Here is a 23,314-nt window from a genome sequence, read left to right on the forward strand (position 1 = left end):
CACGCAACGCGAGAGCGCCGAATCCGACACGAGTGGGGCGACTCGAAACGCTCGTGAACGCCACTCTCTCCGGCGATTCACTCCGTCGACTCGCGCCGGGCCGCCGAGACAGTCCGGGCGATCAACCCGGCCTGCACCCCGGCCGTGAAGCCGGCGTCGACGTTCACCACCGACAGCGCGGTACACGACTGCAGGAGGCCGGACAGTGCCGCCTCCCCGTCGCCGGCGTGTCCGTACCCCGACGCGACCGGCACCCCGACGACCGGAGTGTCCACCAGTCCGGCGACGACCGTCGGGAGGGCTCCTTCCCGCCCGGCCGCGACGACCGCCACGTCCGCCGCCCGGATCGCGTCGAGTTCGTCCAGTACGCGCCCGAGATGTGCGACACCCACGTCGTCGATGCGCGTCACGTCCGCACCCATCTCCCGGAGGACGACCGTCGCCTCGCCCGCGACCGCACGGTCGGCGGTCCCGCCGGTCACGACCGCGACCGTCGCGTCGAGATCCGGTCGTTCGAACCCCTCGGCGTGGAGCGTCAACACCCGCGCGCGGTCGTGGTACTCGTCCGTGACGCTCCCGTCGTCTGTGACCCCCTCGGCGGTCACGGCCGCGGCCTGCTCCGGGCCGATCCGGGTGACGATCGCCCGGCCGGTCGTCGTCAGTGCGGCCTCGGCCAGCGTGGTGATCTCGGCGGTCGTCTTCCCGTCCGCGAGGACCGCCTCCGGGACGCCGGACCGCGACTCCCGCCCCGCGTCGAACCGCCCCGCGTCGGTGCTGGCGTAGCCTGTCAGTCGCGCTTCGGCCTCGGCCGGGGAGACCTCGCCGTCGGCGACGGCCTCGAACAACTCTCGCATCGAACGGAGAACGGCGGCGAGGCTACTCGTAGCTGTCGTTTTCGACGACTGACTCGCTCGACCGACGGTTCTGTCTTCGATCTGACTACCTGGGGAGGGCAAATTGCAGTGGACGGGCCGCAGAGCGTCTGACGGGACGATTCAGGAAATCTTATTAATAAGGGGTTGGAACCAGTTGATTGCATGGCGAACCTTATTGTCAAGGCAGCCGTCAAGGAAGCGCTCGAAGACAAGAACGTCGCTTCGGACTTCTACGACGCGCTCGACGCCGAAGTCGAGGAACTGCTCGAAGACGCCGCCCGCCGCGCGGAAGCGAACGACCGAAAGACGGTCCAGCCGCGCGACCTGTAAACTCCGGGTATCTCTACCCTTCTTCCATTTATCGACCGCGTAGCGACTGCTCTCTCACTCACCCGGTCGGCTCCCACACGTCGACGCCCGCGTCGCTCCCGAGGTGGAACTCGTCGACGAGACCGACGAACAGGCCGTGTTCGACGACGCCGGGTGTCTGGCTCACCTGTCGCGCCAGCGTCGCGGGGTCGGTTATCGCGCCGAAGTCACAGTCCAGCACGAGGTTCCCGTTGTCCGTGACGACCGGCCCGTCCTTGCGCTCGGCGGTCCGGAGCGTCGGGTCCCCGCCGTACTCCGCCACTGCCCGCGCCACCGTCGTCCGGGCGTCCGGCAACACTTCGACCGGGACCGGGTGTGACAACACGTCGGCGCGCTTGCTCGGGTCGACGACGATCAGCAGGCGGTCTGCGGCCGCGTCAACGACCTTCTCGCGGGCGTGGGCCGCGCCGCCGCCCTTCACCAGATCGGCCCCGGCGAACTGGTCCGCCCCGTCGATAGCGACGTCGATGCGCTCCGCGTCGTCCAGGTCGACCAGCGGGACGCCCGCCTCGCGAGCCAGTTGTCGGGACTGAAAGGAGGTCGGCACACCCTGTACGTCCAGCCCGGCGTCGACCGCCCGGCCGAGCGCCCGGATGGCGTGGGCGGCCGTGCTGCCCGTCCCCAGACCGACGACCGCGCCGTCGTGGACCCGGTCCGCCGCACTCTCGCCGGCCCTGCGTTTCGCGTCGTCGCTCCCGCCCGCGGTCTTCATACCTCGTCTCTCCGGGGCTCGGCGCAAAAAGCCTGTGTCGTCCCGCTCGACGTGTCGATCGGTCTACAAAAAGTGGATTCGGGAAGCGGTTTTGTGTTCGACGGGAGAAGTCCGCCGTATGGCACGAACCGTCGTCGTCGCCAGAGTCGGTGCGACACTCGGGACCGCCCTCGTGCGGGAGTTCGCCGACGCGGGTGACCGGGTGGCACTGTTCGCGCGGTCGCCGGACCTCGGCGAGTCAGAGGCCCCCAGCGGCCGCGAGTCGGGTGGAACGGTCCGCCTTTCGGGGACGACACTCTCGGCCGATGGGTCTGAGCGCCTGCTGGACTGGAGCAGTGCGGCCCACGCGACGAAGGGCTTCGCGCGGTCGCTCCCCCGGCGCTACGGTCCGGACGGTGTTCACGTCGCCGAGGCGTTCCGTCGACTCGTCGACCAGGACGACAGCGCGTGGACACAGGAACTGGACCTCCGGCCGAAAGAGCGGCCGGCCTGACGATGGCGTTGGTCCCCGCAGTCGCCGTCCGGTGGCTCCACCTCCTCGCGGTCGCGGTCGCAGTCGGCGGTGCCGGCCTGACGTGGCTCCAGTTCCGCCGGGTCGCCGACACCAGCGACGAGACCGCCGCGCTCTCGCTTGCCGAGAGCTACGAGTGGCTGTTCTGGCTCGCGGTCGGACTGGTCGCGCTGACCGGCGTCGGCAACCTCGGTGCGATGGCACCCGCGATTCCCACCGAGGGCGAGTGGGCGACGACACTCCTAACGAAGCTCGGACTCCTGCTGGCGTTTCTCGTTGCCTCGGTGTGGCGGACGCTGGTCGTCGTGCGGGTTCGGAGTGCGACCGGCGGCGGGTCGACGACGTCGCTGTCACCGCACTCGCTCGGTGTCCTGCAGTGGAGTTACGCCGGGACGACTGTCGTGCTCGTCACCCTCCTCGCGCTGGCGGAGGTGCTGGCGCATGGGTGAGGACGCCTCCCCACCGACCGGGGACCCCGACCGCCTGCTCGTCGTCGCTCTGGCGACGTTCCACACCGTCGCGCTGGTCGTCCTCGGCGTGCTGGGACTGGTGGTCGGCGAGTCGGTCGGCGACATCCTCGCTGCGCTCAGCACCGAACTCGGCTTCGTGCTGTTTCTCGCGCTGTGGGGTGTCGTGACGTGGACACACCGCCGGCTGTTCCGGGCGGTGTCGCTGGCCGAGACACCGCTTCGCGGGCTGATCCGTCCGGGCCTGAAGTGGGGTGGGATCACGGGCTGGTCGTTCTTCGTCGTGCTGTTTCTCGTGGTCACCGGCGAGTCGGTCGTGTCGGCTCTGCTCGGTGGCGGACTCTCGCCGCTCGGGGACGTCGTCGTGGTCGGCGGTGTCCTGTTCGGCATCGGATCGGTGCTGTCGGTGCTCGTCGGTGCGGTGATCGGTCTCGTCGGTGCGGTGGTGGACCGGGCCGTGCTGCTGGCGGTGGACCGCGCGGTGCCGGCGTGACCGAAGTCGGTCGCCGGACGCCCGTCTCCCGCGCGACTTTTGCCCGTCGGCCCCGGAGTGAGACGCGATGCCCCCCGTCACCACGCTCCACCGACCGACCCACCGCGACGCCCTCGTCGCGGTCACCGAGGCGATCGAGTCGGGCGACCTCTGTTCGATCCTCGGCCGGTGTACCGTCGAGTACGAGGGCAGAGCCGAGAGCAGCCTCGGTGCCGGGGATCGCCTCGTCCTCCTGAAGCCCGACGGGTCGGCGCTGGTTCACACCGACGAGGGGCGCACGCCGGTCAACTGGCAACCGCCCGGGAGCGTCCACACCGCCGCAGTTCGGGACGGGACCCTCCACGTCGTCGGCCGCCGGGAGAACCCCGACGAGACGCTGACGGTCGCCTTCGAGGCGGTGTACCAGGTGACGGCGATGGACGCGGACGACGACCGCGAGTTGGATCTCCGGCAGACCGAAGCCGACCTCCAGCATCGGATCGTGGACGATCCCGAAATCGTCGAGGCGGGCTTCGAGGTCGTGGAGGTCGAGCGCCGGTCCAGTGCGGGCGCGATGGACATCTTCGGCCGCGATACGGAGGGCCGGCCGGTCGTCGTGGAGTTGAAGCGCCGGCGTGTCGGTCCCGACGCAGTCGGGCAGTTGTCGCGGTACGTGGAGGCGGTGCGGCGCGAGGAGGGACTGGAGGAGGGTGGTGCCGAGGCTCGGGAGGTGCGTGGTGTGCTGGTCGCTCCCTCGGTGACGCCGCGTGCCGAGGAGTTGCTGGCGCGTGACGGCTTCGAGTTCGTGGCCGTCGAGATGGACTGAGACGGGGTGGTCGTTGCTCGCGCTCGAAACCGTGGTTCTTCTGACGTGATCTCTGTCGAGTGAGTCGGGGACCAGTCGAGAGTTCTGGAGGGCTTCGCTCTCCAACGTCGCGCTCGCGGGTCGTCGGCGCGTCGCGCCGACTGCTGGCGGGACTTCCGGTCCCGCTCTGCTCGCGGGACCGCGGCCCCGTTCAGTCCCACCCGAATTTGCGAACGCGCACGTCGTCACTGGTCCTCACCCGATTTCACATCGCTGGTCCGGACCCCGGTTCGCTCGTATCCCCCACGCCTCCCCGACTGCTGACGGCCCGGACTGCGAGTCGGTTCTCGCTGTCGCTCGAACACGACTCGGTTCCGGTCGTCAGCAGATCGCGTCCCCTCGGGTTCCCGGCTGTCGGCGTCTGGTCGGGTGACAGGTGGAGTCGTGTGCGTTCACACAGAGTCCGGCGCGCGCGACCTCGACGCGCGCGAGGGAGTGGCGCGGGCAGTGCGGAGAGCGCCACGAGGCTGGGGAGGACGAGGTGCGGTGCGGTCGCGGTGGCCGTGCTGTCGCGGGTGCGGTCGAATATTCCGGTTGTCCCGGATCGAGTAGCGGTGCTGGTGCGGTCGCAGTTTGCTGTATTGTCGCAGGTCGCACCCCTGTCGGAGTCGACGACTCTCTCTCCCACGTCCCACACGACTTTTGCCCGACGCGACCCACCACACGAGCGATGTCAGCAATCGACCCGACCGACCTGCTCCCGAACGACCGCGTCGTGCAGTCCGTCGCAGACGGCGAGGTCACCCAACTCACGCGCGGCGCGGGCAACCGCTACGCCGAGGCGGGCGACACCTTCGAGATCGACGGCGAGCAGTTCACCGTGGTCTCGGTCGAGGACCGTACTCTCGGGGACTTCACCGACGAGGACGCCCGACGCGAGGGCTCTCCGTCGCTCGACGCCTACAAAGAACGCATGAAGCGCGTCCACCCCGGCGACTTCGAGTGGGACGACACCGCCGAGGTGTGCACCTACCGGTTCGAGCGCACCTGAGACGGCGACCGATCAGTACGGCGGCGACTCCTTCGCGATCACCTCGCTCAGGTTGTCGAGTTCGTCGACGAGCAGGCGGTACAGATCGTCCATCGTGACGATGCCGGCCAGTTCGTCGCCGTCGACGATCGGCATCCGGCGGACGCCCTCGTCGCGCATCATCGCCGTCAGTTCCAGAAGGCCGGCCTCGACCGGCGCGGTGATCGGTTCTCCGGTCATCACGTCGTGGGCGGTCATGTCCGCCGGGTCGAGACCGCGACCGAGGACCCTGACCGTCAGGTCCCGGTCGGTCACGAGGCCGACCGGCCACGAGTCGTCCACGATCACCACCGAACCCACGTCCGCGTCGTGCATCTTCTGTGCGAGTGTCTCGACGGTCGCACCCGGTGTGGCCGTGACCACGTCCCGGCGCATGAGGTCTTCGAGTGTCACTGTGGTCCACCACACAGAGATACGCCGGGGGTCGTCAACTAACGCCGGCCTGATTTCCACGGGGCTGGACCGACAGTCGAGGGAGGTGGACCGACCGACGAGCCGATGGCTCCGCGCGAGCGAACGGGCGGCCGGTGCCCGGAGTGACCGAGTTTAGAAGCCGTACTCGTCTTCGCCGGGCGCGTCGCGAGCGGCCGGGTCCTGCTGGTCCGAGACGGCCTGTGTGAACAGGTCGTCGTCGGTAGTCGTCGTCGGTTCGTCGTCGTCGATGTCGTACACCGACAGCCCCATCGAGAGCAGTTCCTCGGTCGCCTGCTCCTCGTTCAGGAACTCCTCCTGCCGGACGAGCCGTTCGATCTCGCTGGAGATACGGTCGGGGAGGTCCAGTTCGAGTTTCGCCATACCCCTGCTGGGGACCCCCTCGATTAAAACGTTCTCCCTCCAGCACGCCGCTCGGCGGGCCGGGCACCACCGGTCGGCCACGGTAGGTCCCCCGCTCCCAGACCACGCCGACTCGGACGATACTTGGCGAGTATGCGGCCATAAACTCTTTAAAGTGTACTGTGTGAAAAATCTCGCATGGTAAATTTTGCCAGAAGATCGCTGCTGAAAGGACTCGCTGCTGCAACTAGTCTCTCGGCGATGGGCGTCGCCAGTGCGGCCGACGGCCGCGATCAGTTCGTCGTCACTACCCGTGGCGGCAACGCCGAACGACGACTCGAAGCCGCCGGCGCGACGGTCCTCGACAGCATCGCCGGTGGTCGTGTCCTCCTCGTCGCCGCCGACTCGGCGACCACGGCCGACGTGAACGGTGTGCGGAGCGTCGATCCGAATCGAGGCTATCGCCCGGTCGGCCCCGCCAAGCGGTCCACGGAGGAGTCGTTGGACGAGGACTTCGCGGCGATCCAGTGGGACAAACAGGCCGACACGACCGGTGCCTTCGAGGCCCACGACACCGCGACCGGCGACGGTCGGGACGTGGCGATCATCGACACCGGTATCGACACCGAACACCCGGACCTCCGGAACGCGATCGGACGCGGGCAACTGTTCCGTGCCGACGGTGTCGTCTCGCCCGACGGTGGGCCCAGAGTCGACGGCGACGTGACGGTGCCGGCGCGCCTCCCCGACGGACCGGAGATCGCTTCGTACGTCTACCTCGGCGCGCCGGCGATCCGCGAACAGGCGGCCGGCGACGACGTAGACTCACACGGGAGCCACTGTGCCGGCATCGCCACGGCGAAACACGACGACACCTCGGCGGGCGAGGACTTCGGCATCGCCGGGATGGCCCCCGACGCCGAGGTGGTCCCCCTGCGCGTCTTCTACTGGAAGGAACTCGCCGGCTACCCCTACGACATGGACGACGACGGCGAGGAGGAGTCGGTGACGGTCACGACGCTGTGGACGACCGACTACGACATCCTCGCGGCGATCGACTACGCGGCCGACATCGGCGTCGACGCGGCGAACATGAGCCTCGGCGGCGGCGTGGTGAAGGGGTCGGCCCACAACACCGGTGAACACGTCGCCTACCAGACCGTCATCCAGTCGGCCGTCCGGCGCGGCACGGTCGTCACGACCAGCGCCGGCAACGCCGACGCGGACCTCCAGCACGAGGGGTACTACACGCTCCCGAACAGCGTCCCCGGATCGATCAGTGTCTCGGCCACGGGCCCGAACAACGAGCGCGTCTTCTACTCGAACTACGGCACCAGCGACATCGACGTGGGCGCGCCCGGCGGCGGCTACGAGACGCTGGAGAAGACGCTCGCGGACGACACCGACTGGCCCTACCCGCTCAACCTCGTCTACTCGACGGTGCCGCCGGACCTCAACGACGGGACCGCCTACGCCTGGTACGCCGGTACCTCGATGGCCGCCCCGCAGGTGGCTGGCCTCGTCGCGCTCCTCCGCGAGGTGGACCCCGATCTGAGCGCGAAGCGGGTCCAGTCGATCATCGAGAACACCGCCCGTTTCAGTAGAGGCAAGAGCAGCGCCGACCTGGGTGCCGGCGTGATCCACGCGCCCTCGGCGCTGGACCGCGCGAGCAAGTGAGGAGTCTCGCGGCCGTCGCCGCCGACCGACTCTCCTCTCCGCACTCGCCGCCCGTCACTCGCCGACGCCGGCCGCGCCGCTGGGTGCCTCCGGCAGGTCGGCCGGGGTCGCGTCGAGACCGAGTTCCTCCAGCGCCTGCGCGAGATGTTCGTCCTCGGCGTACTCGGCCCCGTCGTCCTCGCGGATGCGCTGGGCGGTCGCCAGCACCTCGCCCCGGCGGTCGTCCGGGACGTCGTACTTGTCCGCCGAGAGTTCGATCACGAGGCCGTTGTTGTCCCGCGTGTACAGCGAGTAGAAGATGCCCCGGTCGAAGACGTTGTAGCCGCGACCGTCCTCGTCCAGTGCGCGCGCCACGTCCTCGAAGTCGTCCGGTTCGATGCTGAAACAGAGGTGGTGGACGCCGCCGACGCCGACGCGCTGTTGGCGCTGTGACGGGCGCTCGTCGCTGACGAAGACGGTCAGGATGCGGCCGTCGCCGGTGTCGAAGAAGAGGTGGGTCTGGCTCGGGTCGTCGAGGTTCGGTTGCCGGAGGACGAGTGGCATCCCCAGCAGGTCGCGGTAGAAGTCGATGGTGTCTGCGGCGTTGCTCCCCCAGATGGTGACGTGGTCGGTGCCGGTGGTCCGGATCGGACTGTCCGGTCGGTCCGCAGTGACTGGTTCGTCTGTCATGTGAAACCTGACGACGAGGCGACCGAAATAGCTGTGGGAGAAGACAGTCCAGTCGGCTCCGTCGGCACGAGATCCGACAAATTCGTCCGTGCCGAAGTTTGGGTGGGACGACCAGAGTCCGGCGAAGCTAAGTCCGGCGTCCCGGACTCTTTCTTAGCCGATTCACGAGAGCCGCTAAGCAAAATTCGATCTCCTCGAATCTTTCTCAGCCAGTTCACAGGAGTCGCTAAGCTAACTCCGTCGTAAACCGGCTTTTCTTCCCCAACCTTTCTGGACAGCGAAACTAGACTGAAATCGTCGTGGTTACTCGTCGTCTGTCGAAGTCGGATGGGACGTCGAAGTGAATCGTCCCTTCGGACACTTCGGTCGTAAGAACACGAGCAGGGAGGGATTTGAACCCGAAGGCGAGACTCGCTTCGCTCGTCTCGCGTGGTTCAAGCCCTCCGTGACGTTTTCACTGCTCACGTCGTTCGCAGGAAAACGGGCCGGGAGGGACTTGAACCCCCGACCGTCTGGTTAAAAGCCAGACGCTCTGCCGAACTGAGCTACCGGCCCTCGTCGTCTGCTACCGGCCGGGCGCTGATAAGCGTTTACAAAAGTCCAAACGCCCCCCGAGTCGACTCACTCGTCGTCGAAGTACTCGCTGAGGGCGTCGGTGACGACCGCGCCGGGATCGACGTTCTCCAGGGAGGCCCGCCGCCGGAGTTCGCGGTAGGCGTCCGGGGGGAGCGAGACCGCGACCCGACCCGGTTCGGTCCCCTGCTCGCGGAGGGCGTCCTCGACCGACGCACCCTCGTTGACGCTACTGGCGAGTTGGCGGACCTCCCGGACCGTCAGGTCGGCGTCCAGCACCGCCCACGCGAGCGCGAACCGTGCCTCGCCGGAGACGCGGGCGATGTGTTTCGCGGCGGTCGGGGCGATCTCGCCGCGCGCGACGTGCCGCCGGATCGACTGCGGGAGGTCGTGTACCCGCGCCCACTTCCGGATGAACGCCACCGAGGCGTCCCCGCCGGCCTGTTCTGCGGCCGACTTGTAGGAGCCTTCAGCGCGGACGAGGGCGGCACAGGCGGCCGCCCCGCGCAACATGTAGACGTTGTCGGTCGCGCCGACCTCGTTGTCCGCGAAGGCCGCGACCGTCTCGGCGGCCAGCGCGACGCTCTCTGTGTCGTCCGGGTCGAACTCGACGGCCCGGTCCGCCCACTCGCCCGTCACCGCCGGATCGGCGCGGACGACCGGCTCACCGACCGGTTCGGCGCGGTCGGCGCGGTCCGCAGGCGGGGTCACGTCACGCTCGTCTGGCATAGATGTCCGTTGGGGTGATTCGGCAAAAGCCGTTCGCCATCGTGCAACCGGCCCGCGACACCGGTGAACCGCCGTCGGGGGCCGATCTGTGGACTCAGTTCTCGCCGGACTCTCGCTGTTCGGAGAGGTGTTCCCAGATCTCGGTACAGCCGGCACCCTCCTCCACGTCCGCGAGGTGGTCGTCGTCACGCGCCGAGTCCGACTCGACACTCGCGTCCTCGTCGGGTGACTCGATCCCCGCCGTGGCCGACTCACCGTCGGCTGGCCCGGTCATCGGTCGTCCTCCGGGAGATAGAGTTCGGGGGCTACGTCCGCAGAGGCGTGTTGTCGCACGTGCCGGTCACGCTCCTGTGAGTTCATCGGTGCGTCGTAGACACCGGGCGGGGTTAAGCACGCGTTCGCCTGTAAACAATACCCGCACTCCCCGATACCGGCGATTCCTGCCACTATCTTCGACAGCGGATCGCGTCGAAAACTGCAAGACTGAAGTCGGATCGGTTGGCCGAGAGGCGTCACGAGACCGGACAGGGTTTGTGAGTGCCGAGCGTTTCAGGTGGGGGCGGTCCCTCGACCGGGACATGAGCGTGGCTCTCCGCGTCCTCGACGACGGGGCGTGGCTCAGCGTGAACGACAGACGGCGGGTCAGCGTCAGCGAACTCTGGCGACTGCCCGACTCGTCGTTCTGTCGGTGTGCCCTGCCGGACGTGGTCGTCGAGGGATTCTTGGAGACCGGGGTCGACGGCCGGACCGTCGAGACGCGGGTGCAGGGCCAGTGTATCGCCTGCGGCCACTCGGATACGACCGACTGGCTCCCGGTCGGGCGAATCGTCGACGGCGAGTTCCGCGACCTGGCCCGCGAGGGCGGGGTCGTGCGACTGACGAGATAATCGCCGAGGTGGGTCGCGCGACAATACCGGCAAATGATTCTGGTTCGACCGAGCACCGGGAAGGGTTGACGGCAAGCGCGCGGCCTTACGTTCGGGAGACCGAGGGGGTAGCAATGCCGACCGACGTCGAAAACTGGAAGTCAGAGGTCTACGGGAACGAGATCAGGGAGCATCTCTTTCGGTTCGCAGAGGAGGGGTGGGAGGCGATCCCCGACGACGAGCACGACGCGTGGTTCGAGCGGTTCAAGTGGTGGGGGCTGTACCACCAGCGAAACGGCCAGGAGAGCTACTTCATGCTGCGGATCGGGACGCCGAACGGCGTCCTGAAGCCGGGCCAGGCCGAGGTCGTCGCCGACATCGCCGACGAGTACGCTCGCGGGCCGGTCGAGAATCCGATCTTCGGCAACGGCTGGGTCGACTGGACGACCCGCCAGTCGATCCAACTCCACTGGATCAACATCGAGGACGTGCCGGACATCTTCGAGCGACTCGAATCCGTGGGCCTCTCGGCCCAGCAGGCCTGCGGCGACTCCTGGCGCAACATCGTCGGCTGTCCGGTCGCCGGCAAGGACAAACACGAACACGTCGACGCCTTGCCGGTCGCGGAGGGCCTCCACGAGACGTACAAGGGCCACGAGGAGCACTCGAACCTCCCCCGGAAGTGGAAGGTCGCCGTGACCGGATGCAGAGAAGGCTGTGGCCAGGGGGACATCAACGACCTCGCCTTCGAACCGGCGACGAAGCAGATCGACGGCGAGGCCGTCCGCGGCTTCAACGTCAACGTCGGCGGCGGCCTCGCGCGAAACGAACCACGCCTCGCCCGCGAACTCGACGTGTTCGTCACCCCCGAGGAGGCAAGCGAGGTCGGCGGTGCCATCTCGGCGCTGTTCCGTGACTACGGCGACCGCGAAGACCGGTACAGCGCCCGGATGAAGTTCCTCGTCGACGAGATGGGCACCGAGGAGATCCGCGAGACCCTACAGGACGAGTACGTGGACTTCGAGCTGCGCACTGCCGGTGAGGACCTCCGCAGTGACTACTCGTACAACTCGGGCCGCGCGACCGGCGGCCACTCGGATCACGTCGGCGTCCACGAACAGGCGGACGGCAACTACTACGTCGGCCTGAACGTCCTCGTCGGCCGGATGGGCGTCGAGGACACGCAGGAACTCGCCCGCCTCGCCGACGAGTACGGCTCCGGCGAGGTGCGCGTCACCCAGCGCCAGAACGTCATCGTGACCGACGTGCCCGAGGCGGACCTCGACGACCTGCTCGCGGAACCCCTGCTCGACGACTACTCGCCGGACCCACACCCGTTCATGCGCGGATCGGTCGCCTGCACCGGCTCCGAGTTCTGCTCGCTCTCTATCGTGGAGACGAAGAACCGGCAGGTGCGCTACGCGCGCTGGCTGAAAGAGCACGTCGACCTGCCCGACGGTATCGAGGACTTCCACGTCCACCTCTCGGGCTGTACCGCCTCCTGTGCCCAGCCACAGATCGCGGACGTGAGCCTTCGAGGGATGAAGACCCGGAAGGACGGCGAGGCGGTCGAGGCGCTGGACATCGGTCTCGGCGGCGGCCTCGGCGAGAACCCGCAGTTCGCCGACTGGGTGACGCAGCGCGTGCCAGTCGACGAGGTGCCGGGCGCGATCAAGAACCTGCTCGCCAACTTCGAGGACCGCCGCGAGGGGAGTGAAAGCTTCCGGGACTTCGTGGAGCGTACCGACGAGGAGACGCTCGCGGACCTCGTGGAACCCGAGGAGACGAGCTACGACGACCCGATGATGCACAACACGAAGCTGACGTGGTACCCCTACGCCGACGAGGACGACATGAGTGCGAGTCCCGCCCCGACCGCGGCCGACGGGAGTCCCATCGAACCCGCCGACGACTGACGGCCCTCCCACGCTCTCTCCCACTCCTTCGTTCCGGTTTTCCGCCTTCGTCACCGATACCGAAGTCCGACGATCACGACCGTCAGCAGATACGCGACGCCGAACAGCGCGACCTGCGGGCGCGGATCGTTCCCTGCGACCTGCCACCCACTCACGGCGATCACGACTGCGCCGACGAGACCGAAAGACAGGACGCTCCCGACGAAGACGAACACCGTCTCGCCGAGTGCGTCACGGGACCAGTCGCCCGCGACGAGTGGGTAGGCGGCACCGAACGCGACGACGCCGGTGACGAGTCCGACCGCCGAACTCGACACGCTTCCGATCAGTGTCGAGACGCTCCAGACGGCCGGGGAGACGAGCATCGCCACGCCGACGAACGAGAGCACGAAGTCGACCGTCGCGGGGAGGGAATCGTCTACGGGGTCGGACACGGCTCAGTCCTCGGCGTGGTTCAGATAGCCCAGCACGCCCTTCGTGTTCAGGCGCTCCTCGGCGCGGGCCTTCTCTGCGCCCCACACCTCGACCATCCGGCTGTGCTCGACGAAGTACTCGATGACGGCCTCGTCGTCGGCCAATTCGTCGCGTTTCTCGCGGACCGCTTCGACCCACTCGACGAGGGTGCGCTTGTAGCCCGACAGCAGGTCCTCGCTGTAGTGGACCGGCCCGAAGTGACCGAAACACAGCACCTCGGGGTCGCGCTGGACGATCGTCTCGGCGTCCGTGAGACACTGGTCGAGGTCGAACTGCGAGGGCGGGGTCGTCTGCCGGACGCGACCGGTCTGCGGGACGAAGATGCCGGCGGCGTCGGCGGTGAACACCACGTCGTCGCCGTCGTCGTGGAAGATGGTCTGGTGCGGGGCGTGGCCCGGCGCGTGGAGCACGTCCAGCGTCCGGTCGCCGAGGTCGATGCTGTCCCCGCCCTCGATGCCCTCGATTCGATCTTCCGGCACCGGCTTCGGTTCGACGTAGTACTGCCACTGCTCGTCGACGGCGGCCTTCGTGCCGGCGACGAGGCGGGAGGGATCGATCAGGTGCGGGACGCCGATGTCGTGGGTCAGCACGGTGGCGTTCGGGTATCGCTCCGCGAGGAAGCCCGCGCCGCCCGCGTGGTCGAGGTGGACGTGCGTCGGGAGGATGAACTCCAACTCGTCCTCGCCGATGCCCACCTCGTCTAAGGCGTCGAACAGCAACTCGTGGTTCGTGCCGATGCCGGTGTCCACGACCGCCGGGCGCTCGGCGTCGAGGATGTAGACAGAGCCGTACTGCTCGGTGTCGTACATCCCGGTGTCGAGGTAGTAGAGGTCGGTGCAGTCCCCCTCGGTGACTTCGAAGACGTCGCCGATAGCCATGTCCGAACCGGCGCGGGCCGGCACGAAAAGCGTTCGGTCCGGGTGTCGGCTCGCCGCCCTCGCTCTCTTGACGCCTCCCGCTCGTTCCGCTTCGCTCTCGTCTACTCGAACGTCTGCGGGTCGCCGACCAATCTGCTCAGTCGCTCCGCGCCGGCCCGCGTCCCCTTGGCGATCAGCAGGTCGCCGGCGTGGAGTGCGGTGGTCGGACCGGGCGAGACGACCCACTCGTTGCCGGGGCGCTTGACGGCGATGACGCGCATCCCGGTCTCGGTCTTCACCATCTCGTCGGCCAGCGTGCGGTCCGCGAGTCGTGATCCCGACTCGACCGCCATGCGGACGATGATCTCGTCGGACTCCTCGACCGCGGCGGCGACGACCGGGTGGGCGTCCAACCCCCGGAGGACGCCCTCGCTGATCTCCACGGCGGCGTCGGAGATCACCTCGGTCGACCCGGCCAGGTGCATCAGCCCCCGCAGGGAGATGGGGTCGTCCACGCGGGCGGCCGCCCTGAGCGTCCACGCCTCGAACCGGGATTCGAGTGCGTCGACCTCGGCCTCTAATTCGGCGACCTCCTCGGCGACCCCTTCGCTGTCGAACAGCACCGCGCCGTAGGCCAGGTCGACCGCGAGTTCGCTCATGTTCTTCATCAGGACGATGGAGTCGACGGCGCGGTCGAGGTCCTCGATGGTCGAGTCGACCGCGACCGGGGGTTCGTACTCGGTTCCAGTGGCGCGTTCGTAGACGGCCGCGATGCCGTCCTCGACGCCCCGGAGGAGCGTCACGTCGCCGGCCCGGAGGTCGGTCGCGTGGTCGGGGTTCGTGATCCAGTCGCCGTCGCGCCGGATGGCGATCACCCGGACGCCGGTGTCGGTCTCCAGGTTGAGGTCGGCGAGGGTGTGCCCGGCGTAGTCGGAGTCGGGGGCGATCTCGGCACGGACGACCGTCTCGATGGCCTCGGGGAGCGCCTCGCGCATCGCGTCGGGGAGGCCGATGTCCTCTAAGACGATCTTGGCGATGTCGGCGGCGGCGTCGGCGATCTTCTCGGCCGCGCCGACCATCCCCAGTACGGGCGCGAGTTCCTCGGCGTCGTCGGGCGTCCGGGCGGCCATGAGCAGGCTCATCCGCGCCCGGAGTTGGAGGATCTCCATGCGCTCTTCGAGGGCGAGCACCTCGGCCGCGATGTCGTCGCTCCGGTGGAGCACGGCGGAGTACGCGAGGTCGATCAGCAGTTCGGCGGTGTCTTTCATCTCCGCTAAGAGTTCCTTGACGCTGACCGGTTCGTACTCCACCTCGCCGGGGTCCATGGCGTGGTGGTTCGGTCGGGGGTGGCAAAAGGATTGCTCGGGATACGTTGTCGATGTCTGTGTGAATTCGTGTGGAGACGACTCGGTCGAGTCGGTCGTGGACATCTCGGTCGGGTCGGTCGTGGACGGTAAGGGGTGAAAGCCCCCGGCCGCTCGACCCTCTGCGGCTCCGTGCGCGCTTCCCTCGGGCTGGCGGGCACGCCCGCCAGCCCTCAGTCCAGTGCTACGGTCGCCGGAGAGGGATCGACCGGCCAGCCCCTTTCAGTCCCACCCGGTGGAATCTGCGACCCATCGTGTCGTCACTGGTCGTCACCCGGCGTGGCACTCGCAGTGGTCGGAACCCGGTTCGCTCGTACTCCCCACGCCTCCCCGACTGGTGACGAGCGAACTGCGAGGCAGGTCCTCGCTGTCGCTCGGACACTGCTCGGTTTCGCTCGTCACCAGCTCGCGTCCTCGATGGGTTCCGGTTGCCGTGACGTGGTCGGGTGACTGGTGGAGTCGTACGCTTTCACCGAAAATCCGGCGCGCACGAGGAACGTGCGCGAGGGAGAATCGCGGGCGGTGCGGAGAGCGTCCTCGTGAGTGGAACGAGCGAGGGCTGGCGAGAGCTTCGCTCTCGCTCTGATTCGAGGCTGGGGAGGACGAGGTGCGGTCGCAGTGCTGTCGCGGTCGCAGTTGCGGTTCCTCGCGCTAGCACGAGTAGCGGTGCTGGTGCTGTTCGCGGTGCGGTCGGTGTCGCGGATGCAGTGCTGTCGCGGATGCGAGCTTCTCGTCGGTGCGCTCGATCGAGTAGCGTTGCTGTCACGGTTTGCAGTGGAGTAGCTGTCAGGGTCGCAGTCTACGGCGTCCTCACAGTCGCAGTCGTCACACCGAGAAACAACCCAGACACGAACGCACACCACCGAGTCACTGCCAGAGTCCCCGCCCACTCGCCTGCACTGCCACCACCACGCTCCCGCCGATCACCAGCAACAACACCACGAGCGGAACCGTCGCTGTCACACCCCGCGAGAGAAACGCGACCCAGATCTGCGTCGGGAGCGTGTGCGGCGTGTACGCGGTCAGCATCGTCGCACCGAACTCCCCGACTGCGCGGGCGAAGGTCAACACGATGCCGGCGAGGACGTGACCCCGCGCCAGGGGGAGACTCACCCGCCGGAAGGTTCCCCAGCGCCCGCGCCCGAGGGTCCGACTCGCCTCCTCCAGTCGCTCGTCGACCCCGGCGAAGCCCGCCCGGGCGGTGACGACCAGAAACGGCCCGGCGACGAACGTCTGTGCCAGTACGATGCCGAGGTAGCTGTCCGTCAGTGGAAGCCCGACCGCAGACGCCAGCGATCCCACCACGGAGCCGTGACCGACGCCGGTCAGGAGCATCACGCCGGCGACCACCGGCGGGACGACGAGTGGGAGCGCAACCAGCGCCTCGACGGCCAGTTTGCCGGGGAACGACGCCCGCGCGAGCACGTACGCCAGCGGGACGCCGAAGGCGGTCGCCAGCAGCGTCGCGGCCGGCGCGGTCGCCAGCGAGTACTGTGCCGCCGAGACCAGCGCCGGATCGGTGAACGCCTCGGCCGACAGCCCACCTGCACGCCCCAGAAACGCGACGAGTGGGTACGACAGCGAGACGACGAAGACGACCGCGAGCAGGAGAAACGGCCGGGGCGTCTCGCCGAGTGTCACGCTCGACCGAATCCACTCACAGAGCGCCCGGACCCGCCCGCCGACCGCGCGCATCCGAGCGAACTCCGGCACCGAGACGCTCACGGCACCACCTCCGGCGGCACCCGGCCACTCCGATGCGGCACACTCGACGGCACCGTCAGCCCGTACTCCCGGAGCAGGTCCGCCGAGTCCAGCAGGAATCGGACGAACTCACGGCCACTGGCGGGGTTGTCTGCCGCCGAGAGGACCGTCGCGGCGTACACCACCGGCGACCCCCTGACCACGGTTCCGTCCGGCAGGGTGTAGCTGGCGCGAGCGTACTGCTCGGCGCGGGCCGGGTCCGCGAAGTTCAGCGCCGGCGGGAGTTCGAAGACCGGTAGGTCGCGCTCGACGGCCATGTTGCGGTAGCAGAGTGCGGCCACGCGTTCGCCGGTCTCGACGCCTGCCAGGAGGTGGGCCTCCTGTGGATCGACGACCGTCTCTCGGCGGAGGGTCTCGGGAATCCACGGTTCGCCGTAGTAGTCGGCCGCGAGGTCGAAGGCGTGGAGTGTCCGGTAGCCCAGCGGGTCCACGTCGGCGTCGCTCCGGGCGACCGGTCCCGTCGCCTCGGCCAGTACGTCGTACCACGGCTCGCCGGCCCGGAGTCGCTCGGCGACCGTCGACTCCGGGGCGGCGGTGAGACACAGCGCGTTCGAGGCGACCGTCACGTCCCAGTCGGTGAACTCGGGCCGCAGTCTCCGGCGCAGGAGGCCGGCGTCCGCGCTGATCACCACGTCCGGTCGCTTGACACTCTCTCGAACGAACCGGACGACAGCGGCCGATCCGTGAAACTCGCTCCGGACCTCGGTGCCGGTCTCCCGGCGGAACGCCGGGGCCACACCCTCGCCGACCGTCAGTGCGAGACTCCCGGCCGACAGCACCGAGAGGGACTCCCCGCCGAGACAGCCGGCGGTCCCGACCGTGGCGAGGACACCGGCGCTCCCGGCGCGTCCGACCCCACGTAACACCGAACGTCTGCGCACGCACGAAACGTCGAACTGTTACGCTATCGGTGTTACGAAACGTTTCGTGGTTACGTACGGTCGTGGTGCTGCGGTGTCGTCGCCGCGGGAGGAGCACGCGACGGCGGCGGCACGCAGGGGAGCGTCCTTTCAGATGCTGAAACCGCCCTGGGGGGTTCATAACCACCCGGTGCTTGAATACTCGTGGTGGGGCACCCCACCGAGGCGAAGCGTCACTGTCTCGCAGTCCATGGTTTCGGGAGGCAGGGGCCGTCACACCCCTTTCACGGACGACGTACCACCGTCTCACGGCCAGCGACCGCGTCGTCACTCACGCGGTCGTGCCGTGCGTCTCTGCCGGGTCACTCGCGTCGGAGTCTGAGCGTCCGCGACTCGGTCACGCCGCAACTCGGACAGGTGTGTTCGTAGCGAACCACGCCGCCGGTCGTGCGCACCCGCCACCCGCCGTCGGTGTCCTCGTGTCCGCAGGAGAGACACCGCGTCTCTCGTCCCTCGTAGTACGCGCGAAGCCGGTCCAGCGAGGTCGAGCCACGCCTCGGGACTGACATACGTGAACGTATGACACGCAGTCGCAAAACGGTTTCTCTCGTCTCCTGATCGGTCGCACCCGGGAGAATCGAGAGACGGGCGTCGGTTACTCGCCGAACAGGTCGTCCACGGCGTCGCGGGCCGTGCGAGCGGCCTCGTCGGCGACCGCCTCGGCGTCGGTGCCGTCGGCGGTCTCGGGCGCGTTGAGGTACACGTCCACGTCGAGTACGCCGTCCTCGAAGGTGACGGTCACGTCGAAGTCGTCGACCTCGGACTGTTTGTACCGCGCGAAGATGACGCCCTCGGCCGCCTCGGCGGCGGTGCGGACGACCTCTTCGTCGGTCGGGTCACTCGCGTCACCCGACTCGTCGGTGCTGTCGCCGGTCGTCATCGACTTACGCGCCGCCTGCGCCGCCCGGACCCATCGGGCCGCCGCCGGCACCGCCCTGGAGCATCTGCTGGAGCTCCTGCTGGAGGCTCTCGAACTGCTCTTCGACGCGCTCCTCCTGTTTGCCGAGCTGCTCGACGCGGATCTCGAGCGTGTCGACCTTGTCCTGGAGGTCGTCGTGGGCCGACTCGTAGTCGGTCGAGACGAGGAGTTCGCCGACCTCGCGGTACATCTGGGTGTCCTCGTCGATGTCCTCGAGGGCTTCCAGCGCGGACTGCGACTCCGAGAGCGTCGTCTCGGCCTGCTGTTTCTGTGCGGAGACCTTCTGGGCCGTCTCCTGGAGGTCCTGCAGTTCTTCGAGCTTCTCCTGTGCTTCCGGTGGTAGACTACCCTGCATGGGCGGTGCGAGGTTTTCCACGGTGAAAAAGGCCCGTATTTACGTCGCGCGCCCGGCTTCGGTGTGTCGTGCCCACTCCGGCGTGAATTCCTCCGGAACGGTGCTGGTGGTCTCGCTCGACGACCGCCACCGGGTCGCTCACTCGTCGGCCAGATACTCGTCCTGCACGGCCACCACCTCGGCCGAGTCGGCACAGTCGGCGTACCGCGCCAGTGGCTCGGCGTTCAGGTCGAGAAAGGTCTCGCCCCAGGTGAACTTCGCCAGCACCTGCTCGGCCTGTGTGCGTTCCCCGAGGATCACCAGTCCCGCCGCGATGGCCTCGACGGTCGTCAGCCGGAACGGCTTGCCGAAGTTCACCGGGTTCGCCGCGACCAGAAACGGTAGCGCGCGGTGTTCGCCCGCCAGGGAGAACCGCGCCTCGCCGGCCGACTCCCACGAGCAGTCGAGCGCGACGAGTCGCTCCCCGACCGACCGATCCGCCGGCGACAGCGCCTGCTCGGCGTGCGGGTTCAACACGACTCCGAAGGGCGTCGCCCGGTCCGACCGGTGGAGGGCCGCGAGGTCGTGGCGGGCCAACTTCCGGGCGGTACACTTGTCGGGGTCGTCGTCGCCCTCGTAGCGCACGTGCAGGTCCACACCGAGTGCAGGCGACTCCCGGCCACAAGCGTTGCGGTCGTCGGTCGCGTGGCCACCTGGACAGACCCGGAGCCGCCACAGCATCCAAACCGCTGGCCGCCGAACCTCCACCCGACCGTGGCTCCCGTGGACCTCGTCGCCGACTACTACCGCGCGCTCGACACACACGACTACGACGCCCTGCAGAACGTCCTCGACCCCGGCTTCGTCCAGCACCGCCCGGACCGCCGGTTCGACTCCCGCGAGGCGTTCGTCCGGTTCGTGCGCGACGACCGCCCCCAGTCCGACACCACCCACCGCGTCCACACCCGTTACGTCCCCGACGCCGAGGCGGACGGAACACCCGACGCGACGGAGGTTCTCGCACGCGGCGAAGTACTGTCGGCGGAGGGCGACCTGCTCGTCCGGTTCGTGGACCGGTTCCGGATCGTCGCGGGGAGCATCGTCGAACTGGAGACGTTCACGCGGTGACTCCTCAGGCCGTGTCGCCGGGGCCCGCACGCTCGCGGTCGGTAGCCTCGACGAGTCGGTAACCGAGGTAGCCCAGCGCCGCGACGCTCGACAGGAGGAACGCCCAGGCGAGGACGCCACCGAGAGGGACGCCGAAGCCCAGTTGGAACGTCGAGTTCGCGTAGCCGGCGCCGTGCATCGGGCCGTATCCGCCGTACATCGGGTGGCCGCCCATCGCGCCCCAGAAGGTGACGCGCCAGAGCGCGCCGAGGACGCCGGCCAACAGCGTGAGGGTGAGTGTCACCACGGCGACGGTCGCGACGGTTCGTCCGAGTGTGGTTCGGAGAGTCATACACGGACAGACGCGTCCCACGAGCATACCACCCGGAGACGGTTCTCGGGTGCCGAGAATCGCTCGCGGGCCGCCCCGCTCCGAGGGACTACTCCTTCCGGCCGGCACCGACCGCACTCTCGCCGACCGGTTCGTGGCCCTCGATTCGCTCCTTGCCACCCATGTACTTCTGGAGCGGTTCCGGCACCGTGACCGTGCCGTCGTCGTTCTGGTAGTACTCGAGGAGAGCGACCATCACGCGCCCGACGGCCGTGCCCGAGGCGTTGAGCGTGTGCAGGTACTCGGCCGACTCGTGGCGTTCGGGGCGGTAGCGCAGGCCCGCCCGCCGGGCCTGGAAGTCGCGGAAGTTCGAGGCCGACGACACTTCGAGCCAGCGACCGCCCTGCTCGGGCCCCTCGTCGCTGTCGGTGCCGGGTGCCCACACCTCGATGTCGTAGGTCTTCGCCGACGCGAACGTCAGGTCGCCGGTACAGAGGTTCAACACGCGGTACGGGAGGCCGAGTCGGTCGAGCACGGCCTCGGCCTCGCCGACGAGTTCGTCGAGGCGCGCCTCGCTGTCGTCCGGTTCCACGAAGTTGACGAGTTCGACCTTGTTGAACTGGTGGACCCGCACGATGCCGCGCGTCTCGGTGCCGTGTTCGCCCGCCTCGCGGCGGAAGTTCGGCGTGTACGCCTGGTGTTTCAGCGGGAGGTCGTCCCGCAGCAGGATGTCGTCGGCGTACATGTTCGTCACCGGCACCTCGGCGGTCGGACAGAGCCAGAGGTCGTCGTCGTCGTACGCCTCGAACTCGTTGCCGCCGATGCGGTAGGCGTCCTCGTTGAACTTCGGCAACTGGCCGGTGCCCTCCATCGAGGTACTCTTGACCGGGATCGGCGGGAACAGGTCGACGTACCCCTGCTCGCGGTGGACCTCCAGCATGAACTGGATCAGCGCGTGTTCGAGCATCGCGCCCTCGCCTTTCAGGAAGTAGAAGCCCGCGCCGGTCGTCTTCGCGGCCCGCCCCTCGTCGATGATGTCCAACTCCTCGCCCAGATCGTAGTGGGGCGTCACCTCGCTCGGCAGGTCGCGCAGGTCGTCGAATCCGGTTCTGCGGACCTCCTCGTTGTCCGACTCGTCGTCGCCGACCGGCACGTCCTCGTCCGGGACGTTCGGCAGTTCGAGCAGGAGGTCGTCGAGTTCGGCCTCTATCTCGTCGGCGCGATCTTCGATCTCGGCGATGCGGGCTTTGAGTTCACCCGACCGGTCGATCGCGTCCTGTGCCTCCTCGTCTTTGCCCGCCTGTTTCAGTTCGCCGATACGCTGGCTGACCGTGTTGCGCTCGTGGCGGAGGTCGTCGCCCTCACTCTTCAGTTGTCGCCACTCTGCGTCGAGATCGAGGATGTGGTCGAGGTCCACGTCGTAGCCTCGGGCGTCGAGGCTCTCGCGGACCGTCTCCGGGTTCTCACGGAGGTACTGCCTGCTCAGCATTTGTCGGCGTTTCACTCGGTCGGGGGAAAACCGTATCGCATCTGTGTGAGAGCGTGGCGAGTACCGAGCGAGCGTGTCGCCGTGGTCCCGGCGTCCGGATCGCGTCTCACAGCGACACGGCACCGGCCGACCCCGACCGGTCCTGTCTCTCGCGTCACGGTCGGTACTCATTTCCGCGTCCTCACCGTAGCGATAGCATGAGCAGTCCCTCCGGGCCGGAGGAGTCCGAGCGACGAGACGACGTGGAACGAGCCGACGCGGTCGACCGGTTGGACGAGGTCGACGTCTCCGAGATGTCCGACGAGGCCGGCGAGAGCGATCGGGACGCCGACCCGGACGAACAGCAGTGGCGCTTCGCCGTCGACGAGGTCGGCGAGGACGCACCGACCCGCGAGCCACTGGAACCCGAGTCGATCTCGCTGGAGAACGCGCTGTTCGTCGCGGTCGGAGTGCTGTTGACCGTCGGTATCCTCCTCGTCGGCCTCCTGTAAGTCCGACCGCCGACCCGCGAGTACGCCGCCCCCACGAGCAAAGCGTTAACAGCGACACAGCCCCAAGGGGCGATATGGTCACACCCCTCGTGCCCCTGCAGGGGCTAGCGGACCCCGGGACCCTCTCGCTGTTGCTGGTACTGGCCGGACTCGGCCTGACGCTGGCGGAGGCGTTAGCCCCCGGTGCGCACTTCATCGTGGTCGGTGTCGCCCTCCTGCTGGCGGGGCTCATCGGCCTGCTGTTCCCGCCGGCCGCCTCGCCGCTGATCGCGGCCGGTCTCGTCCTCGCGTTCGGCGCGGCGGCGCTGTGGGTCTACCGTGAGTTCGACTTCTACGGCGGCAAAGGCTCCGGACAGACCTCCGACTCCGACTCGCTGAAGGGCAAGACCGGCCGCGTCACCGAACGCGTCACCGAGACCGGCGGCCAGATCAAACTCGACTCCGGCGGCTTCAACCCCTACTACTCCGCCCGGTCGGTCCACGGCGAGATCGAAGAAGGCGACGAGGTGATCGTCGTCGACCCCGGCGGCGGGAACGTCGTCACCGTCGAGTCGATCACCGGCATCGACACCGACGAGATCGACCGCGAACTGGCACGCGGCCGCCGCGAGGAGCAGCGCGAAGCCGAGACCGAGACCGAACGCGCCTGACCTCACCGACTCTCCGACAGCGCGACGAGCACCTGTCGACATTTCGCCACGATCGCGTCCGAATCTGCCCTTTTCACACACTGTAAACGCGGGGGGTGTTTTTTATCAC

Annotated in this window: 30 protein-coding genes and 1 tRNA gene; 12 read left to right on the top strand and 19 right to left on the bottom strand. The window is 68.3% G+C overall.

The window, feature by feature from the left end; all coding sequences use genetic code 11:
- Nucleotides 1-77: 77 nt before the first annotated feature.
- Nucleotides 78-854, bottom strand: coding sequence for a nickel pincer cofactor biosynthesis protein LarB (larB, locus tag LI337_RS15150; RefSeq protein ID WP_227230726.1), 777 nt, complete (start codon nt 852-854; stop codon nt 78-80).
- A gap of 183 nt (nt 855-1,037) precedes the next feature.
- On the opposite strand from larB, the gene LI337_RS15155 reads away from it, so the two are divergent.
- Nucleotides 1,038-1,205, top strand: coding sequence for a DUF1931 family protein (locus LI337_RS15155; protein ID WP_227230727.1), 168 nt, complete (start codon nt 1,038-1,040; stop codon nt 1,203-1,205).
- Nucleotides 1,206-1,263: 58 nt separating this feature from the next.
- Here the strand turns inward: LI337_RS15155 and rpiA are convergent, their stop codons facing one another.
- Nucleotides 1,264-1,956 (bottom strand): ribose-5-phosphate isomerase RpiA, encoded by a 693-nt coding sequence (rpiA, locus tag LI337_RS15160; protein ID WP_227230728.1) that lies wholly within the window; start codon nt 1,954-1,956, stop codon nt 1,264-1,266.
- 118 nt (nt 1,957-2,074) lie between these two features.
- Here rpiA and LI337_RS15165 point away from each other — a divergent pair, with 118 nt between their 5' ends.
- The 5 genes from LI337_RS15165 (at nt 2,075) to LI337_RS15185 (ending at nt 5,262) form a co-directional block, all read left to right on the top strand.
- Entirely contained in the window at nt 2,075-2,449 is a 375-nt protein-coding gene (locus LI337_RS15165; protein ID WP_227230729.1) for a hypothetical protein, read from the top strand.
- Between the two features lie 2 nt (nt 2,450-2,451).
- Entirely contained in the window at nt 2,452-2,916 is a 465-nt protein-coding gene (locus tag LI337_RS15170; protein WP_227230730.1) for a hypothetical protein, read from the top strand.
- Nucleotides 2,909-3,427, top strand: coding sequence for a DUF7965 family protein (locus LI337_RS15175; RefSeq protein WP_227230731.1), 519 nt, complete (start codon nt 2,909-2,911; stop codon nt 3,425-3,427). Before LI337_RS15170 ends, LI337_RS15175 begins: the two co-directional genes overlap by 8 nt.
- A 67-nt stretch (nt 3,428-3,494) precedes the next feature.
- Nucleotides 3,495-4,232 (top strand): endonuclease NucS, encoded by a 738-nt coding sequence (nucS, locus tag LI337_RS15180; protein WP_227230732.1) that lies wholly within the window; start codon nt 3,495-3,497, stop codon nt 4,230-4,232.
- 709 nt (nt 4,233-4,941) lie between these two features.
- Entirely contained in the window at nt 4,942-5,262 is a 321-nt protein-coding gene (locus LI337_RS15185; RefSeq protein ID WP_227230733.1) for an ASCH domain-containing protein, read from the top strand.
- A 12-nt stretch (nt 5,263-5,274) separates the two neighbouring features.
- Here LI337_RS15185 and LI337_RS15190 read toward each other — a convergent pair whose 3' ends face one another.
- Together LI337_RS15190 and LI337_RS15195 are read right to left on the bottom strand one after the other, a co-directional pair.
- The gene (locus LI337_RS15190; protein ID WP_227230734.1) at nt 5,275-5,694 is read right to left on the bottom strand and encodes a CBS domain-containing protein; all 420 of its coding nucleotides are present in this window, start codon (nt 5,692-5,694) and stop codon (nt 5,275-5,277) included.
- 153 nt (nt 5,695-5,847) lie between these two features.
- Complete coding sequence (locus LI337_RS15195) at nt 5,848-6,096, bottom strand: DUF7120 family protein (RefSeq protein ID WP_227230735.1); 249 nt, start codon at nt 6,094-6,096, stop codon at nt 5,848-5,850.
- Between the two features lie 177 nt (nt 6,097-6,273).
- Here LI337_RS15195 and LI337_RS15200 point away from each other — a divergent pair, with 177 nt between their 5' ends.
- Entirely contained in the window at nt 6,274-7,752 is a 1,479-nt protein-coding gene (locus LI337_RS15200) for a S8 family peptidase (protein ID WP_227230736.1), read from the top strand.
- Between the two features lie 54 nt (nt 7,753-7,806).
- Here LI337_RS15200 and LI337_RS15205 read toward each other — a convergent pair whose 3' ends face one another.
- From LI337_RS15205 to LI337_RS15220, 4 genes are all read right to left on the bottom strand, one after another.
- Nucleotides 7,807-8,421 (bottom strand): VOC family protein, encoded by a 615-nt coding sequence (locus tag LI337_RS15205; RefSeq protein WP_227230737.1) that lies wholly within the window; start codon nt 8,419-8,421, stop codon nt 7,807-7,809.
- Between the two features lie 481 nt (nt 8,422-8,902).
- Nucleotides 8,903-8,976 (bottom strand) — tRNA-Lys (locus tag LI337_RS15210).
- A gap of 66 nt (nt 8,977-9,042) precedes the next feature.
- Nucleotides 9,043-9,723: a DUF7119 family protein gene (locus tag LI337_RS15215; protein ID WP_227230738.1), complete on the bottom strand. Its 681-nt coding sequence runs from the start codon at nt 9,721-9,723 to the stop codon at nt 9,043-9,045.
- Between the two features lie 94 nt (nt 9,724-9,817).
- Nucleotides 9,818-9,997 (bottom strand): hypothetical protein, encoded by a 180-nt coding sequence (locus LI337_RS15220; RefSeq protein ID WP_227230739.1) that lies wholly within the window; start codon nt 9,995-9,997, stop codon nt 9,818-9,820.
- Between the two features lie 304 nt (nt 9,998-10,301).
- Between LI337_RS15220 and LI337_RS15225 the strand changes: the two genes are divergently transcribed.
- On the top strand, nt 10,302-10,610 hold the full coding sequence (locus LI337_RS15225) for a DUF8134 family protein (protein ID WP_227230740.1): 309 nt from the start codon (nt 10,302-10,304) through the stop codon (nt 10,608-10,610).
- Nucleotides 10,611-10,723: 113 nt separating this feature from the next.
- A complete protein-coding gene (locus tag LI337_RS15230; protein WP_227230741.1) occupies nt 10,724-12,505 on the top strand; it encodes a nitrite/sulfite reductase in 1,782 nt (593 codons plus the stop codon).
- Between the two features lie 50 nt (nt 12,506-12,555).
- Here the strand turns inward: LI337_RS15230 and LI337_RS15235 are convergent, their stop codons facing one another.
- From LI337_RS15235 to LI337_RS15275, 9 genes are all read right to left on the bottom strand, one after another.
- Nucleotides 12,556-12,939 (bottom strand): hypothetical protein, encoded by a 384-nt coding sequence (locus LI337_RS15235; RefSeq protein ID WP_227230742.1) that lies wholly within the window; start codon nt 12,937-12,939, stop codon nt 12,556-12,558.
- Between the two features lie 3 nt (nt 12,940-12,942).
- Nucleotides 12,943-13,857, bottom strand: a complete 915-nt coding sequence (locus LI337_RS15240) for an MBL fold metallo-hydrolase (protein ID WP_227230743.1) — start codon at nt 13,855-13,857, stop codon at nt 12,943-12,945.
- Between the two features lie 101 nt (nt 13,858-13,958).
- Nucleotides 13,959-15,161 carry a potassium channel family protein gene (locus LI337_RS15245; RefSeq protein WP_227230744.1) on the bottom strand — a complete coding sequence of 401 codons (1,203 nt, stop codon included), beginning with the start codon at nt 15,159-15,161 and terminating at the stop codon, nt 13,959-13,961.
- Nucleotides 15,162-16,067: 906 nt separating this feature from the next.
- On the bottom strand, nt 16,068-16,925 hold the full coding sequence (locus LI337_RS15250) for an ABC transporter permease (protein WP_227230745.1): 858 nt from the start codon (nt 16,923-16,925) through the stop codon (nt 16,068-16,070).
- Nucleotides 16,922-17,845 (bottom strand): extracellular solute-binding protein, encoded by a 924-nt coding sequence (locus tag LI337_RS15255; RefSeq protein WP_227230746.1) that lies wholly within the window; start codon nt 17,843-17,845, stop codon nt 16,922-16,924. Before LI337_RS15255 ends, LI337_RS15250 begins: the two co-directional genes overlap by 4 nt.
- A 341-nt stretch (nt 17,846-18,186) precedes the next feature.
- The gene (locus LI337_RS15260) at nt 18,187-18,393 is read right to left on the bottom strand and encodes an HVO_0649 family zinc finger protein (protein ID WP_227230747.1); all 207 of its coding nucleotides are present in this window, start codon (nt 18,391-18,393) and stop codon (nt 18,187-18,189) included.
- A gap of 86 nt (nt 18,394-18,479) precedes the next feature.
- Nucleotides 18,480-18,764 (bottom strand): DUF3194 domain-containing protein, encoded by a 285-nt coding sequence (locus LI337_RS15265; RefSeq protein ID WP_227230748.1) that lies wholly within the window; start codon nt 18,762-18,764, stop codon nt 18,480-18,482.
- Nucleotides 18,765-18,768: 4 nt separating this feature from the next.
- Nucleotides 18,769-19,158, bottom strand: a complete 390-nt coding sequence (locus LI337_RS15270) for a prefoldin subunit beta (protein ID WP_227230749.1) — start codon at nt 19,156-19,158, stop codon at nt 18,769-18,771.
- A 138-nt stretch (nt 19,159-19,296) separates the two neighbouring features.
- The gene (locus tag LI337_RS15275) at nt 19,297-19,794 is read right to left on the bottom strand and encodes a DUF367 family protein (protein ID WP_227230750.1); all 498 of its coding nucleotides are present in this window, start codon (nt 19,792-19,794) and stop codon (nt 19,297-19,299) included.
- A gap of 48 nt (nt 19,795-19,842) precedes the next feature.
- On the opposite strand from LI337_RS15275, the gene LI337_RS15280 reads away from it, so the two are divergent.
- On the top strand, nt 19,843-20,265 hold the full coding sequence (locus LI337_RS15280) for a nuclear transport factor 2 family protein (protein WP_227230751.1): 423 nt from the start codon (nt 19,843-19,845) through the stop codon (nt 20,263-20,265).
- Nucleotides 20,266-20,269: 4 nt separating this feature from the next.
- Here LI337_RS15280 and LI337_RS15285 read toward each other — a convergent pair whose 3' ends face one another.
- Nucleotides 20,270-20,596, bottom strand: coding sequence for a hypothetical protein (locus LI337_RS15285; protein ID WP_227230752.1), 327 nt, complete (start codon nt 20,594-20,596; stop codon nt 20,270-20,272).
- Nucleotides 20,597-20,684: 88 nt separating this feature from the next.
- Nucleotides 20,685-22,064 (bottom strand): serine--tRNA ligase, encoded by a 1,380-nt coding sequence (serS, locus tag LI337_RS15290; RefSeq protein WP_227230753.1) that lies wholly within the window; start codon nt 22,062-22,064, stop codon nt 20,685-20,687.
- A 197-nt stretch (nt 22,065-22,261) separates the two neighbouring features.
- On the opposite strand from serS, the gene LI337_RS15295 reads away from it, so the two are divergent.
- The gene (locus LI337_RS15295; RefSeq protein WP_227230754.1) at nt 22,262-22,555 is read left to right on the top strand and encodes a DUF7312 domain-containing protein; all 294 of its coding nucleotides are present in this window, start codon (nt 22,262-22,264) and stop codon (nt 22,553-22,555) included.
- 74 nt (nt 22,556-22,629) lie between these two features.
- On the top strand, nt 22,630-23,205 hold the full coding sequence (locus LI337_RS15300) for an NfeD family protein (protein WP_227230755.1): 576 nt from the start codon (nt 22,630-22,632) through the stop codon (nt 23,203-23,205).
- Nucleotides 23,206-23,314 lie beyond the last annotated feature (109 nt).

It is taken from the genome of Salinirubrum litoreum, assembly GCF_020567425.1.
GTDB classification, from domain to species: domain Archaea; phylum Halobacteriota; class Halobacteria; order Halobacteriales; family Haloferacaceae; genus Salinirubrum; species Salinirubrum litoreum.